Source organism: Janthinobacterium pasteuri (assembly GCF_051380775.1).
GTDB lineage: Bacteria > Pseudomonadota > Gammaproteobacteria > Burkholderiales > Burkholderiaceae_D > Janthinobacterium.
This window is the reverse complement of sequence record NZ_JBNYXS010000007.1, coordinates 178,564-192,757: the sequence shown is the minus strand read 5'-3', so window position 1 is coordinate 192,757 and position 14,194 is coordinate 178,564. Positions and strand designations below refer to the sequence as shown.

Below are 14,194 nucleotides of genomic sequence, written 5' to 3'. Positions count from 1 at the left end.
CTAACGGCCCTCCCAGTCGGAGCGCTGCAAGTCGAAATTCATGCTGGCCCATTGGCCCAGCTCGCTTTCGGCGCTCAGGGTGCCGCCGTGGCGCTGGATCACGCCGTAGCTGATGCTCAGGCCCAAGCCCAGCCCCTGCCCCACTTCACGCGTAGTGAAGAACGGTTCGAACACGCGCGCCAGGTTTTCCGGCGCAATGCCGGGGCCGTTATCGCGCACGCTGATGCGAAGGCGCTTGTCATCCCAGCGCGCCGTGATGCGGATCTCGAACGGCGGCGCATTGCCCTTGCGCATGGACAGCACGGCATTGCCCAGCAAGTTGATCAACACGCCCACGATGGCCGCCTCGTCGCCGCGCACCAGGGTGTCGACCGGCAAGTCGTGGCTGATACTGACATTCTTCGTTTCATGCCCCACCAGGCGGATGGCCGCGTCGAGCGCGCTGCGGAACTGGAAATGCCCCGTTTCCAGCTGGTTGCCGCTCTTGCGGTAGGCAAAGGTCTTCAAGTCGGAAACGATGTGCTGCACGCGCAGCATGCCCTGCTTAGCGTCGGCCAGGCATTCGCTCACCAGCGCACTTTGCTGGGCGGCCGGGTCTTCGATGGCCACCTCGATGGCCATCATGCAGAAATTCACGGGATTGTTCACTTCATGCAGCATGCCGGCGGCCAGGGTGCCGATGGCGGCCATTTTCTCCTGCTGCAGCATCTGCCCCTTAATATCGGCCAGGCTTTTGTTGGTTTCTTCCAGCTGCGTGTTTTTATGCGCCACTTCCGCCTTCAGCTGGAACAGCATGAAGCGGGCACGCTCATTGAAATAGGTAAACACGGCGCTGATGCTGGCCGACATGATGAGGAACAGACAGTTGACGACAAACGTGGCCGGCAAGCCGAAGCCGCCCGCATGCCAGGCGCAGGCGGCCACGTACAGCAGGCAGGAGATGGCGCCAAAGACCATGTTTTGCCACAAGCCGAACGCCAGCACGATGCCCGAGGAATAGATGGCCAGGGTCATGCCCACGTAATAGATCGAGGCGGCCCCTTCCGTGACGGCGATCATCCAGGCGATCATGATTTGCGGCAGGATCAGCCACACAAAAGTCAGTCCCTGGATGCGGTCTTGCGCCCAGCGCGTGCGCATGGCCAGCACGACGCAAAAGATCAGCGCCGACACGAGGATGCGCGCACCGGTGAAGGCCGACTGCTTATCCGGATACAGGGCCGAATCGAGGCCCATGCCCAACAGGATCAGGACGATGCCCGTGTAGGCCCCGCCGCGGCTGAATTCCAGGCGGAAGTTGCGCAAAACGGCCGTGTAGCCGGCGTGCAGGCCTGGAGTATCCATCAAGGAATGCTCACTTCCGCGAACACATTCACGCCCGTGGCATCGACATAGATTTTCGGCGCCATCGCATGTTCGGGCAGCAAGGCCGTCAGGCCCGCTTCATTGCGATAGATCAAATGCCACTCCAGCAAATGCTCCATGCCGAACTTGCCCGGATTGTCGGCGTGCACATTGGTGACGAGCAAACGTCCGCCCGGCCCCACGCGCGAGGCGAAATGCAGCAGCAGGCGCGCGCACACCTTGTCGGACAGGTAATCGAACAGGCCGGCGCAATACACGGCATCAAAACTGCCGGGCAAGCCTGCGGTGCCAGAGCCGTGGCGGCGCTTGAGCAGGTTGTGCACGGAATCGTGCACATAATCGATCTCCACCACACGTCCCGTGCGCTGCATGATGGTGGTCAGGCGCGCGCGCGTCCAGTCCAAGGTCTCGCTGCTGAAATCGACCAGTTCGAAGGCCAGCCATTGCGCATCGGGGCAAGTCTCGAGAAAACGCTGCACCTCGATGGCAGGGCCGCAGCCCACGTTGAGCACCTTGAAGACGCGCCCGGCAACACGCGCCTCGGCCGCCTTGTGCGCCAGAAATTGCGTCAGGATATCGATGCGGTTGCGGTGCGCCGTCGCCACGGCCGCCTGCAAAAATGCCGCATTGACGATCTGAAAGTAGGTACTTGGGCCCTGGCGCGGATCGTCCAGCAACTGATTGACCATCTGGTAATCGCCCGCATAGCCAAGCGGCTTGGTAAACGTGCGGAAGACGAACGGCGCGCGCAGGATCAGGGGGTGCAGCGCGGCCTGGGCGAACGCGCGGTGGGCCGGCGCCCGCTCTTCCTCGACGAGCGAGGCTTCCACCTCGAGCTGGCGCAAGTACAGCTGGGTTTGCTCCATCAGCGGCAGGGCCAGCTCATCGAAAATATCGGCGCGCAGACGGCCGTTTTCCTTGGGTAGCGAATCGGACAAGTCGACCTGCTCGACCCAGCGCGCCACCTCCGACAAAAAGGCGCGCATTTCGTTGACGACGATCTGGTAGTCGCGGCGGATGCGGAAGCGCTCGCCCCAGCCGGCAACAAAGGCGCTGGACTCTTTCGCCACGGCGCCCTTGACCACCACCACGTCGCTCAGCTCGCGCCATTCGTCGATCAGGGTCACGGAAACGATGGCCGTCAGGCCCGTGTTGACGCTGCTGATGACGACGCCCTTGCCCACATAGGCGTTCTTCGCCCCCATGCGCACTGTCACGTCATTGAGCACCTCGCTGACCTGCACAATCGAGTATGGATTGTAGATTTCCATGACCAGCGAATTGCGCTGCAAGTTGAAAATCGTGCCGCGCACCGCCTCACCCTGGGTGTTACGGAAACTGACGACTGGATCGATCTGCGATTGTGAATACACGATTGAGCATTATCAAGTTGCCCGGTGTCCGGCGCACCATACTGGTGACGCCAGTTTCCAGGCTGGGTTAAGGCACGGCACACCGGTCGTCTGCCGCTGTGCCGGAGCGCCTCAAAGCGCGTCTGTTCGCTCTCTGGTCGAGTGTACTATGGATGTAGCAGAACGGGCAATTGTTCCCTCTGGAACGACTGTCTGTGGCGCTGGCGCGCAACGCTGCGTGCAGAACGTCTTTAACCAGCAACAAACAAGGCTAAGGCGTGACGCAATAGCTGCGGCGTTTGTCCCGTCCAGCGCTTGAACGAGCGACGGAAGTTGGTGGCATCATGAAAGCCGAGGTAGGCAGCCACGGCATCGTTGTCGTAGCCATGCGCCTGGAACAGGTAGATGGCCTTGTGCGCGCGCACCTGGTCCAGCTCAGCCTGGAAATGCGTGCCATGGCGCGCCAGGTGGCGCTTGAACGTGGCGGGACTGACGCCGAACTCCTGCGCCGTGCGTTCCAGGGTCGGCGCGCAGCGGATATTGGCCAGCAAGTAGTCGTACAGCGCGCCGAGCAGGCTCGCTGGCGGCACGGGCGCCACGGCCGCCGCCCGCAATGCCAGCGCGGCCGCCGTGGCATTGCCGCGCGGCCAGGGCTTGTCGAGCCAGCTGGAATCGATGAGCATGGCGTCGACCTGGCAATCGAAGCGCAGTGCCTGGCCCAGGTGCACTTCATGCTGCTCCACGTGGCGGGGCCGCGCACGGTTGAAGCAGAAGCGCCACGGCAGCGCCTCGCCGGCCAGCCAGCGGCACATGGCCGCCAGTGCCGTCATATGCATTTCCACCAAAAAAGGCAGCTGGCTTGGCGCGCCAAACGCGTCCGTCCAGTACAGCACCTGCATATCACCCGCCTCGCGCAAGCGGGGCTGCAACAGCGGACACAGCAAGGTATGAAAATCACACAGGATGGTCAAGGCCTGGCGCAAATTCTGCGCCTGCAGCAAGGCGTGGCTGGCCGCGCCGTAATGACCGGGCAGCATTTGCTGGCCCAGCATGAAGCTGGTGTCGGCACTGTCCAGGCCGCGCGCCACGTTGGCCAGCAATTGCAGGTATTGCGCGGCGCTGACCTGGCTTTCCGCGGATGGCAGGGCGCCCCCATCGAGGCCAGTGCCCTTGAGCAGCGGCGCCGTGGCCAGGTCGCGGCTGCGCGCATAATCGAGCACCAGCGCCGGCTGGTGATGGGCCGCGATGCTGGGGTCGCCTTGCTGGTTCAGCAGCATCAGGCAGGTGCGACGGAACTGATCCCGGCACCGGAGCGCGGCGTTTCCACTGCACGGCTCAGCTCGGCTAACACCACTTCCGGCACGCCATCGGTGAGCGAGCAGGCATGCCGCAGGCTAAGGCGAATTTCGCGGTTATCGTTGGCGTGGTGGCGCATCTGCCCCACCATGGCACACAGATGACGCGCCTTCACGGCCGCATGCTCGCGCGACACGCCAGGCATCAGCACGGCAAAGCGGTCGCCCGCATAGCGGCACAGCAAATCGTCATTACGCAAGTTCAGCAGCAGCATGTGACCCACGGCTTGCAGCACGCGGTCGCCTTCGCGGTGGCCGTATTCGCGGTTAATCAGATGAAAGCTGTCGATATCGAGCAAGACCAGCGCGCAATCGAGGCCGGGGCGGCGCTCCTGCTCCAGGCGCATCTGCGTGCGCAGATAGCTGGCGTCGGCCAGCTGCGTGATGCGGTCGAAAGCGCGGTGGTCGCGGAACAGACGTTCGCGCTTTTGCAGGTGTTCGTTCAGGCGGAACTGTTCCTGGCGCCAGTAATACATGCCGATGGTCAGCACCAGCATGCCAAACGGAATCAAGGCTTCCAGCCAGTTATCCCACACGGCGCTCTTGTCGACGGCAAAGAATTCATCGAGGCAATCGGCCCAGGACCCCAGCATGATGGCGCACAGGCCGCCGGCAATCAGACTCGTCACCCGTCCCCGTGGACGGCTGCTGAGGGTAAACATGAACCAGATGCCCGCCATGACGGCCGTACCGCCTTCGCAGACGATATCCATCCATTTCCAGATGGCGAACGGTTTAACGTGGCCCAGTGTGGCGTACAGAAAAAAGAACAGGGGCAAGGCCAGTGCGGCGGCAATCAGGCTGTTACGGTGCAACGGCAGCATGTGGGAAACCTTTAAAAGTGGTGCTGTCGCCACGATAGCGCCCGCCCGTGACGGCACGATGACATGCCCTGCGCCCATGCGGCAGGTGCAAACGGCTCAGCATTACTAGTGACTATCCTGCAAATACGGCATGCCGCGCCCCATGCGCCATGCGCCGGCAGGTCATTTCAGCTCACCACGGCCCATTTCCAGCAGGAAAGCGTTCGTATGCCCTTGTTTTCAGGGTGGCAAGCCCTTGCCGGTCACGCAACCGTCATATTTGCTGCCTAGAATCCGCCCGGTTCCTTCCTCCCTAACCGAGCTCTTCATGAAAACCATGCACACTTCGTTCCCCTCCCCGCTGCGCCTGACGGCCCTGTCACTCGGCATCATGGCCATCTTCAGCGCTCAAAGCCATGCGCAGTCGCAAAGCCAGGACGATGGCCAGGCGGCCGCCACCGTGGTCGTCAGCGGCCAGCGCGCCAGCCTGCGCAATGCCATCGCCGCGCAAGAGAAAGCCGACAACATCATCAGCGTCATCAGCAGCGACGACATCGGCGGCTTGCCGGACAAGAACGCGGCGGAGGCGCTGGCCCGCTTGCCGGGCGTGTCCGTACAGCGCGACCAGGGCGAAGGCCGCTACATCACGGTGCGCGGCCTGGGGCCGGACCTGAACGCCGTCACTATCAACGGCGCGCTGGTGCCGTCGCCGGAAGCGGGCCGCCGCGCCGTGGCGCTGGACATCCTGCCTGCCGGCCTGATCCGCACCCTGGAAGTCTCGAAGACCTTGCTGCCGGAAATGGACGCCAACTCCCTGGGCGCCACCATCGAAGTCAAATCGCTGTCCGCCTTCGACTTGCCGGGCAAGCTGCTGTCGGCCAACGTGGGCGCCAGCCATGATGAAAAGACGGGCAAGACCAGCCCCAGCGGCGGCGCCCTGTGGGCCCAGCGCTTCCTCGACGGCAAGCTGGGCGTGGCCGCAGGCCTGAGCGCGGAAAGGCGCTCGTTCGGCTCCGACAACGTCGAAACGGGCGGCGCCTGGAGCAAGGGGAAATTATCTAGCCTGGAATTGCGCGACTACCTGCCCGTACGCAAGCGCGGCGCCCTGGCCGTCAACCTCGATTACCGCCCCGAAGCGGACAACAGCTGGTTTTTGCGCTCATTCGTCAGTGAATTTTCCGACGATGAAGTGCGCGACCGCCTGACCATCAGCAATATCGCGGGCGGCAGCCTGGCCGAAGGCGCCACGGCCAGCGCGCGCGCCGAGCGCCGCATCCGCCAGCGCAAGTACACGCAGCAAGTGCGCTCGCTCGTGCTGGGCACGCAGCAGAAATCGGGCGACTGGACCCTGGACGTGAAAGGCGGCATGAGCCGCGCCACGGAAGACACGCCGGAGTCCTTGAACGACGGCCGTTTCCGCGGCACCAGCAATGTCGCCGGCATCAGTTTCAACGGCACACAAGAACCTGTCTTGAGCGGCCCCGCCTCGCTGTACGACCCGGCCAGCTATGCGCTCAACGCCATCACCTTGCAAAAGCGCTACTCGAAGGACAATGAACACCACGCGCGCATCGACCTGGCGCGCAAGTTCGACATCGCCACCCTGAAATTCGGCGCGAAAGTCAGCCGCCGCGAAAAAAGCAATGACACGGATCAATGGACATATAACAGCAGCAAAGCCAGCAGCGGCAATTACTGGGGCGCCGCTTCCACCTCAATGAGCAACTTCGTGCAGGGCCACAAGCTTGACTATGACCTGGGCAACATCGGCGTGGCGCTGGACCCGTTTCTCATCCGCGCCAGAGTCGCCGGCCTGGACCGCGACAAGGCGCGCCTGGCCACCGAGTCCATCATCAACGATTACCGCATGCATGAAGACATCAACGCCATGTATGTGCAAAACAGCTACGACTTCGACGCCTGGCAGATCCTGGGCGGCGTGCGCGCCGAGCGCACCAGCTTTGAAGCGGCGGGCTCGCAAGTGGACAGTGCAGGGTTGGCCACGCCCTTGACGCGCGAACGTTCGTACACCAACTGGCTGCCAAACCTGCAAACCCGTTATGACGTCGATCAAAAGACCAGCGTGCGGGCCGCCTGGACACAAGCCGTGGTGCGCGCCAACTTCAGCCAGCTGGCGCCCGGCATCAGCCTGGCCAGCAACACGGAAGCCGTGATCGGCAACCCGGACTTGAAGCCCTTGAAGGCAAACAACCTGGATTTGGGCATCGAAAGAGTGCTGGGCAACGACGGCGTGATGTCGGCCTACGGTTTCTATAAGGACATCAAGAATTTTACGTATACGACCAACCTGGCCGGCACGGGCCAGTGGACGGGCTACACGACGGCCACCTCGTATGCGAATGGCGACGCGGCGAAAGTCAAAGGCATCGAACTGGCTTACATGCAGCTGCTGCGCATGCTGCCGGCGCCGTTCAACAAGTTTCTCGTCGGCGTGAATGGCACCCTCAGCACCTCGAACGCACAAATCGGCCGCTTCGACAAGGCCACGAACAAGCAACTCACCCGCGACATCCGCCTGCCGGGCCAGTCGAACCAGGTGATGAACTTGATGCTGGGCTATGAAACGGGCCCGATCAGCGCCCGCCTGGCCCTCAACTACAAGTCGCCGTACCTGCTGGAAATGGGCGGCGACATCCTCGATCAAAGCCAGGACCATATCGTCGCCAGCCAGAAACAGCTCGATTTCTCGCTGTCGTACCAGATCAACAAGCAGTTCCAGCTGATGTTCGAGGCGGCCAACCTGAACAACGAAAAATACTATGTGTATCAAGACACGAAACAGTACAACGTGCAGAACGAACAATACGGCCGCACTTTCAAAGTGAGCCTGAAAGCCAGCGCCTTCTGATGATGATCTTGAATAACAAAAAAAAAGCCGTCCTGTGCAGCGCCCTGCTGGCCGCCTTTTCTTTCAGCAATCTGGCGCTGGCCGTCCCCGCCATTGCTTTACCTTCTTTAATGCAGGAGGCCGAAGAGCTGGCGCGCCTGCCGGGCGGCGGCTGGCTGACGCTGGACAAGCATGGCTTGCGCTTGTTCAACGCTGCAGGCCAGGAACAGGACCGCCTCGCCGTGCGCGCCAAGCAGCTCGACACACGTATCGACGCCAATCGCGTGCTGGCCGTGTTCCTGGAAGCGGACACGCAACGCCCGCTGCCCGTCTCCGTGGATGTGCAGGCTGGCAAGCTGAACCGTCTAGCGCCGTTTCCCGTTCCCACGTTTTCCGTGGAAGCATCGTGCCTGTACCGCGACGCGCAGCAACTCGATCATCTGTTCTTGATCGGCAAGGATGGGCAAGCGGAACAATGGGTGATGCAGGGCGAACAGCGCAGCCTGGTGCGCAAACTGGCCTTGCCGCCGCACGCCAAGCATTGCAGAGTCGACGATGGCGCCCAGCGCCTGCTGGTGAGCGAAGCGAACATGGGCGTGTGGGCGTATGACGCCGAGTCCGAAGGCATGGGCAAGCGCGAAGTGGTCGCCCTGCGCAAGCCATATGGCCAGCTGGACGGCGGCGCCGGCGCGCTGGCCGTGCTGCCGGGTGGCGTGGCCGTGCTCGACGGCAAGGCGGAAAAACTGCACCTGGTCGCCCATCAGGGCGGGAATTGGACGGCCCTGCCGCCGCAAGCTGTCGCCTTGAATGTGCGCAAGGGCGATAGCCAGCTGGCGCTCGACGGGAATTCGTTGATGTTGCGCGGCAAGAGCGGTTGGCAAGTGCGCCCCTTGAAATGGGCTGGGCAAGCGGAAGCGCTGCCTGCGGTCGCCTTCATCGCCCCGCAAGCGCAGACGGTGCCGATGGCACGCCAGGGTGACGCGGCGGACGACCCGGCCATCTGGCTGTCCAGCGATCCGGCCAATGCGCGCATCCTCGGCACCAACAAGAAACAGGGGCTATTGGTCTACGACTTGCAAGGCAAGCAGACGCAGCTGCTGGAAGTGGGCCGCCTGAACAACGTCGACGTGCGGCAAAACATCAGTTTTGGCGGCAGCAAGGTCGACCTGGCTGTGGCCACCCAGCGCGATGACAACAGCATGATGCTCTTCATCATCAATGCCAGTGGCGACGTCGCGGAAGCGGGCCGTTTTCCGACCGGCCTGAAAAGCATCTACGGCATGTGCCTGTATCAACCGGCCAGCGGCGGCGTGGAAGCGTTCATTAACGACAAGGACGGCACCTTCCAGCAATACCGCATTGGCTTGAGCGGCAAACAGTTCAGCGCCACCCTCTTGCGCAGCTTCAAGGTCGCCACGCAACCGGAAGGTTGCGTTGCCGACGACGCCAACGCCCGCCTCTTCCTGGGAGAGGAAACGCGCGGCGTGTGGACCACCTCGGCCGACGCCGCCAAGCCTGACGCCCTGGCCATGGTCTTGCCCGTGGGAGCGCACTTGAGCGCCGACGTGGAAGGCATGGCCATCTACCGCAAGCCGGGGGGCGCGCCCGACACCGGCTACCTGATTGTTTCCAGCCAGGGCGACAGCAGTTACGTCGTGCTCGATGCGCAAGCACCATATAAAGTGCGCGGCCGCTTCAAGGTAGGCTTCAACTTGCCGGCCGGCATAGACGGCACGTCGGAAACGGATGGCCTCGACGTCACCTCCGCCAACCTGGGCGGCGCGTATGCGCAAGGCATGCTGGTGATCCAGGACGGCTACAAGCGCTTGCCGGACGGCCCGCAGAACTTCAAGTATGTGGCGTGGGGAGAGGTGGCAAAGGCGTTGAAGCTGGATTAAGTTAGCAACGGCCGGTCCCTTCGGGACCGGCCCCGGCACTATGCGCGCGGCATATCGATATGAAATGGCAACCGCTTGCCGCATAAGTCCACCATGCCCGACACAAGCAGGCGTCGTGCCGACAACTCAATGATGTTGACGGCCGATACGTCACCGTACTCCATCATATATATACCCGATTCCTCCGCCTCGGGATGCGTATCGAGCATCCCGATCGCAAACGCTCCTTCCTGCCCTTCCGGTATGCGCAAGCCGTGCAGGAAAAACGCAGGCGGATACAGCGCCCACGACCATTGCGCGTCATCGGGCTCGGTCAAGCGCATAAACACATCGTCGTCCCCATGGATATCGATGTTCAGTTCCACCATGCCAGTGCCATCTTCTTCCTGGCTGATGCTTGATTTCGCGATATCTACGTCAAAATTGGTGTCGCCGATACTAAAAACAGTCATTCAATACTACTCCGGGTTACAGGTAACTATGCGGCGCGACAGGCAGCAAGTGGGGATTCAATCGGTGATCGCAACACTGTAACCTGGATCTATCGTGACAGAGAAGAGATTGCTGTGAAAACGATCTCAAATCCATTGGACCTTAGGTGCCTGGGTGATTCTGATGACAATGATTAACATCGACAGCTTGTCGGTCATCTTTACACTTCCCCTCGACTGCCTCGGGCAATCCTGTGCAAGCCTTGATTTAACAGAGCTCCCACGGACTGGCATAGTTAATGCATAGCTAATCCCATGATGCCAACCAGGGGATTTCCATGCTCTATACTCTACACAAATCGTTCTGTAGCGCGCTGGCCGCACTAATACTCCTCGCGCTGGCACACAGCGCGCACGCGCTGCCGCTACTCACGCTCACCTCAACACAGACCACCATGCCTGCCTCGGCCGGTGGCAGCGTCAGCATCACCGGCAGCATCATCAACAGGACTAACACGGCGCTGGACGCGACCGACCTGTTCCTGAATTTTGGCAATTTCGATCCAGGCGCGCTGACGCCACAGCAAACATTGGGACTGGTCCTGTTCAGCATTCCCAGTTTTTCGTTCAGGGACAATGTTGCCCTGTTCACTATCGACGTGGCGGCCAACGCGCTGCCCGGCGTGCATACGCTCGATGTGATGCTGCAGGACCTTGGCGGCAGCTTCTCCGACGTCGTCAGCTTCAGCTTCCTGGTCGACCAAGTGGTGGCCGTATCGGAGCCGCCCACGCTGGCCATCATGCTGGCCGGCCTGGCTGGCATGATGCTTTGCCGCACTCTCTCCAACCATGGGGGCAATCATGGCTAGCAAGCCACAGATCGGCACGGGCAACGCCACGGTCATCAACACCGGCGAAGAAGTCATCGTCTCGATCACTGTTACCAACATCGGTAGCGAGACCGCCAGCAAGGTATTCCTGACCGGCGCCACACTGGGTGCGGCACGGCGAATCAGCCCGCAGAATTTTCCGGTGTACATCGGTAGCCTGATGAACGAAGGCAGCGGCAGCATAGGCGCCAGATTCAGCACCACCGGGCTAACGCCCGGCCAGCAATACCTGCTGACCCTGCGCGGCACCTACGAGGCCGGCGGCACGCTGGGCTTCGTCGTCAATCGCTACGTGATGATTCCGCAGCCGGCGCCGTATGCCTCGCCACGTCTGCGCTCGCATGTTAACGTGCTGCTCAATAACGCCACCTGGACCTACACCATCTTCAACGACGAGCCGCTGGGCAGCTCCTTGTATATCGCCGCCTTCCACCTCGACATCGTGGCACCCACCACCGTCACCGGCACGCCACACGGCTGGCAGTCCGATTCCGACCTGATGACCTATGTGGGCTGGATTTCTGGTGATGCCCATATCGCGCCCCAGCAAGCGCTTGGCGGTTTCGAGATCCAAAGTCCAACCGGGCGCTCCGAGTCCACCTCCTACAGCCTGATCTCATGGGACCATGCGGCCAACAATGCCGGACCGGTGGGGCTGGACTCGGTACTGTCGCCATCCAGAGCACGATAGGTGAACGACATGAAAACCTCAGACCATACGGTACTCGACGACATCGCACGCACGCTCGCTGGCGTCACCTCGCGCCGCGCCGCACTGAAAATGGTCGTGCTCGGCCTGGGCGGCATGACCCTGGCCCGGTTCGGCATCGACAACGCCTGGGCGGCGCGCAATTGCCTGTGCAATAACCGCGTGTACGACTCCGCCCTTGCCTGCTGCACGCCCAACGGCGTGGTGCAAAAGCACCCCATTGCCCATCTGGCGCACTGCCCTTCCCGCACCGCTAACCTGGCGCATACCTGCACCGCCAATGGTTGCGGCGCGGTCGGATCGTGGGTGCCGCCGCCGCAAAGTTACTTCGGCGTCAGCTTCGTTCCCGCTTGTAATACTCACGATTGTTGCTACGACAAGTGCAACCAGAACAGGACAGCGTGCGATACCAACTTCCTTGGTAGCCTTAGCGCTATTTGCACCGCAGCCTTCCCCGGCACGGGCACCATACAGAACATCAAGCGCGGCGGTTGTCTGTCCCAAGCGCAGGCCTATTACAACGCGGTGTCCGCCTATGGCCAAAACGCGTATGACGACGCCCAGAAGCTCTCGTGCGACTGCTGCCCGCCTACGGCTTGCCAGACCTGCGCCGGCGGCAGTTGCGGCGCCTTCCCGGCATGCGTCGGCGGCGGCGACTGCGTGTGCTTTACGACGCCGAATGGCTCGGGCGTCTGCGTGCACGGCAATACTCCTTGCGCCGGTTTGCCCACCTGCAGCTCCAACGACGATTGCCCACCGGGATACGGTTGCGCCGGCACAAATTGTTGCGGCGGCACCGCATTGTGCGGGCCACTGTGCTCCGACCTGACGAACGCATCGATCATCTCGCCGTTTGGTGGCGCTCAACGTTACGATGGACCTACCCTGGGAGGAAAGAGATAATGGACGCGTTTATAGTGCCATTCACGGTCTTGCGCCTGCTGTTAGGCGCCATCTTGCTGATGGCCGCAGCCGGCAAGCTACTGCACCGGCAGGCGTACGCTCAAACGCTGGCGGAATTCGGTATTCCCACTGCATTGCAGCCGCAGCTGGCGTGGCTGATGCCGACGTGCGAACTGGCGATCGCCTTCATGCTGACGCTGGCGATGTCCACGTGGTGGAGCGCCATCGCCGGCGCCGCACTGCTGGCGCTCTACAACGCCGTGCTGGCGTACAAGCTGCTGCAAGGCCAGCGGCCCAGTTGCAACTGCTTCGGTCAGCAGGACGCCACGCCGATCAGCGCCACTACGCTGCTCAGGAACGGGGTACTGCTGTCGATGGCGGGCGCGCTGATTTACGCTGGTCCGGCATACGCGCATGCTCCTGTATGGACGCATCTGGCCGAGATGTTGGTCACGGCCCCGGCACTGTCGATATGCATCGCCGTGATGGCGGTGCAATGGTGGCTGCTACTGCATACGCTGCGCCAGAACGGGCGCCTGATCTTGCGCATGGATACGATGGAGCTGCGACTCGACGCCGCCAACATTCAGCCACTGCATGCGGTCGACATGCGCCCGCGCGGACTGGCAGTCGGCAGCATGGCGCCGGACTTCGCGCTGCCGGAAATGGGCACTGGCGAAGCGAAGACGCTGGCGCAGCTCAGGTCTGTCGGCCTGCCGGTGCTGCTGGTATTCTCCGACATAGCCTGCGGCCCTTGTGCCGAACTGGCGCCGCGCATTGAGAGTTGGCATCGGCAATACCAGGGCTTGATCAGCATCGCCGTCATCCTGCGCGTCGATGCCGGACAGCTGCACCGTCCACATACCACCGGCTCCTGCACCACGCTGCTGCAAGAGGACCGAAAGGTATCCGAGCGCTACGACGCGCTGGTGACTCCGAGCGCTGTACTGGTGTCCGCCGAGGGGACGATCGCATCGCATCTGGCGCTGGGTTCAAAAGACATATACGATCTACTGGAATCAACCGTACCGCAGATCGATGAAAACCGGGATATCGCCGCTTAAATCACCACGACAGGCAAGCTGGCTACTGCTGACGGTTGGCACTTGCCTGCACCTGATCACCGCACTATTTCTGGCCAACGGTGGCGGCATCGTCTTTCGGACGGCGCTGTGCGCCTGGTCGCTGGCGCCCTACCTATTGCTGGCACTTGCGCTACAACGCAGCAAGAATTGCGGTGCTCTGTTAGCCGGCGCCTTGCTGATGCTGCTGCTGGACGCGCACACCTACTGGTCGGTGTTTGTGGCCCCGCAAAGCTCCACTGCTGCATTGGGTCTGCTAATGGCACCGTTGTTCAACCTGTTCTGCATGGCGCCGTTATCGATTGCAGCCAATAGGTGGCTGGGCCACAGGCGATAATTGTTTACCAGTGTTAAGAATCAACATGGTAAAAGATGTTCGATTAGCAACGGCCACTTCTGGCCATGAGTAAACAATTCTACAACTGTCGCGCATTTTGCAACATCATATCGAAAAAGAAGCCGAGATACACCAGTCATGTCAGCAACTGCCCGGTTAAATCTCCCCTGCTTACCAATCTGCCAGCGACTGCCAGCCTCAGGCATATTAAAATACCGCCC

At 61.8% G+C, this 14,194-nt stretch carries 12 protein-coding genes; 7 read left to right on the top strand and 5 right to left on the bottom strand.

Translation table 11 applies throughout. From position 1 onward, the window contains the following. From ACQ4WN_RS10030 to ACQ4WN_RS10015, 4 genes are all read right to left on the bottom strand, one after another. A complete protein-coding gene (locus ACQ4WN_RS10030) occupies positions 1-1,344 on the bottom strand; it encodes a sensor histidine kinase (protein WP_436551404.1) in 1,344 nt (447 codons plus the stop codon). Next, positions 1,344-2,738, bottom strand: a complete 1,395-nt coding sequence (locus ACQ4WN_RS10025; RefSeq protein ID WP_436551403.1) for a class I SAM-dependent methyltransferase — start codon at positions 2,736-2,738, stop codon at positions 1,344-1,346. The genes ACQ4WN_RS10030 and ACQ4WN_RS10025 overlap by 1 nt, the downstream gene beginning before the upstream one ends. Positions 2,739-2,968: 230 nt before the next feature. Next, positions 2,969-3,994 carry an AraC family transcriptional regulator gene (locus ACQ4WN_RS10020; protein ID WP_436551402.1) on the bottom strand — a complete coding sequence of 342 codons (1,026 nt, stop codon included), beginning with the start codon at positions 3,992-3,994 and terminating at the stop codon, positions 2,969-2,971. Then, complete coding sequence (locus ACQ4WN_RS10015) at positions 3,994-4,896, bottom strand: GGDEF domain-containing protein (RefSeq protein WP_436551401.1); 903 nt, start codon at positions 4,894-4,896, stop codon at positions 3,994-3,996. The genes ACQ4WN_RS10020 and ACQ4WN_RS10015 overlap by 1 nt, the downstream gene beginning before the upstream one ends. Positions 4,897-5,203: 307 nt before the next feature. On the opposite strand from ACQ4WN_RS10015, the gene ACQ4WN_RS10010 reads away from it, so the two are divergent. Both ACQ4WN_RS10010 and ACQ4WN_RS10005 read left to right on the top strand, forming a co-directional pair. Then, positions 5,204-7,744: a TonB-dependent receptor gene (locus ACQ4WN_RS10010; protein WP_436551400.1), complete on the top strand. Its 2,541-nt coding sequence runs from the start codon at positions 5,204-5,206 to the stop codon at positions 7,742-7,744. A 2-nt stretch (positions 7,745-7,746) separates the two neighbouring features. Further along, complete coding sequence (locus ACQ4WN_RS10005; protein ID WP_436551446.1) at positions 7,747-9,621, top strand: phytase; 1,875 nt, start codon at positions 7,747-7,749, stop codon at positions 9,619-9,621. A gap of 38 nt (positions 9,622-9,659) precedes the next feature. Here the strand turns inward: ACQ4WN_RS10005 and ACQ4WN_RS10000 are convergent, their stop codons facing one another. Then, a complete protein-coding gene (locus tag ACQ4WN_RS10000) occupies positions 9,660-10,073 on the bottom strand; it encodes a hypothetical protein (RefSeq protein WP_436551399.1) in 414 nt (137 codons plus the stop codon). Between the two features lie 317 nt (positions 10,074-10,390). On the opposite strand from ACQ4WN_RS10000, the gene ACQ4WN_RS09995 reads away from it, so the two are divergent. Genes ACQ4WN_RS09995 through ACQ4WN_RS09975 form a run of 5 tightly spaced genes read left to right on the top strand, consistent with a single transcriptional unit; the run spans position 10,391 to position 13,973 of the window. Continuing rightward, positions 10,391-10,921, top strand: coding sequence for a hypothetical protein (locus ACQ4WN_RS09995; protein ID WP_436551398.1), 531 nt, complete (start codon positions 10,391-10,393; stop codon positions 10,919-10,921). Beyond that, entirely contained in the window at positions 10,914-11,633 is a 720-nt protein-coding gene (locus ACQ4WN_RS09990; protein ID WP_436551397.1) for a hypothetical protein, read from the top strand. Before ACQ4WN_RS09995 ends, ACQ4WN_RS09990 begins: the two co-directional genes overlap by 8 nt. A gap of 9 nt (positions 11,634-11,642) precedes the next feature. After that, positions 11,643-12,554, top strand: coding sequence for a phospholipase A2 family protein (locus ACQ4WN_RS09985; protein ID WP_436551396.1), 912 nt, complete (start codon positions 11,643-11,645; stop codon positions 12,552-12,554). After that, entirely contained in the window at positions 12,554-13,618 is a 1,065-nt protein-coding gene (locus ACQ4WN_RS09980; RefSeq protein WP_436551395.1) for a peroxiredoxin family protein, read from the top strand. The genes ACQ4WN_RS09985 and ACQ4WN_RS09980 overlap by 1 nt, the downstream gene beginning before the upstream one ends. Continuing rightward, positions 13,593-13,973, top strand: a complete 381-nt coding sequence (locus ACQ4WN_RS09975; RefSeq protein WP_436551394.1) for a hypothetical protein — start codon at positions 13,593-13,595, stop codon at positions 13,971-13,973. Before ACQ4WN_RS09980 ends, ACQ4WN_RS09975 begins: the two co-directional genes overlap by 26 nt. Positions 13,974-14,194 lie beyond the last annotated feature (221 nt).

Bases quoted from the DNA above. Each gene is read 5' to 3' on its own strand.
- ACQ4WN_RS10030 (WP_436551404.1), bottom strand. From the start codon at position 1,344: ATGGATACTCCAGGCCTGCACGCCGGCTACACGGCCGTTTTGCGCAAC.
- ACQ4WN_RS10020 (WP_436551402.1), bottom strand. From the start codon at position 3,994: ATGCTGCTGAACCAGCAAGGCGACCCCAGCATCGCGGCCCATCACCAG.
- ACQ4WN_RS10015 (WP_436551401.1), bottom strand. From the start codon at position 4,896: ATGCTGCCGTTGCACCGTAACAGCCTGATTGCCGCCGCACTGGCCTTG.
- ACQ4WN_RS10010 (WP_436551400.1), top strand. From the start codon at position 5,204: ATGAAAACCATGCACACTTCGTTCCCCTCCCCGCTGCGCCTGACGGCC.
- ACQ4WN_RS10005 (WP_436551446.1), top strand. From the start codon at position 7,747: ATGATCTTGAATAACAAAAAAAAAGCCGTCCTGTGCAGCGCCCTGCTG.
- ACQ4WN_RS10000 (WP_436551399.1), bottom strand. From the start codon at position 10,073: ATGACTGTTTTTAGTATCGGCGACACCAATTTTGACGTAGATATCGCG.
- ACQ4WN_RS09995 (WP_436551398.1), top strand. From the start codon at position 10,391: ATGCTCTATACTCTACACAAATCGTTCTGTAGCGCGCTGGCCGCACTA.
- ACQ4WN_RS09990 (WP_436551397.1), top strand. From the start codon at position 10,914: ATGGCTAGCAAGCCACAGATCGGCACGGGCAACGCCACGGTCATCAAC.
- ACQ4WN_RS09985 (WP_436551396.1), top strand. From the start codon at position 11,643: ATGAAAACCTCAGACCATACGGTACTCGACGACATCGCACGCACGCTC.
- ACQ4WN_RS09980 (WP_436551395.1), top strand. From the start codon at position 12,554: ATGGACGCGTTTATAGTGCCATTCACGGTCTTGCGCCTGCTGTTAGGC.
- ACQ4WN_RS09975 (WP_436551394.1), top strand. From the start codon at position 13,593: ATGAAAACCGGGATATCGCCGCTTAAATCACCACGACAGGCAAGCTGG.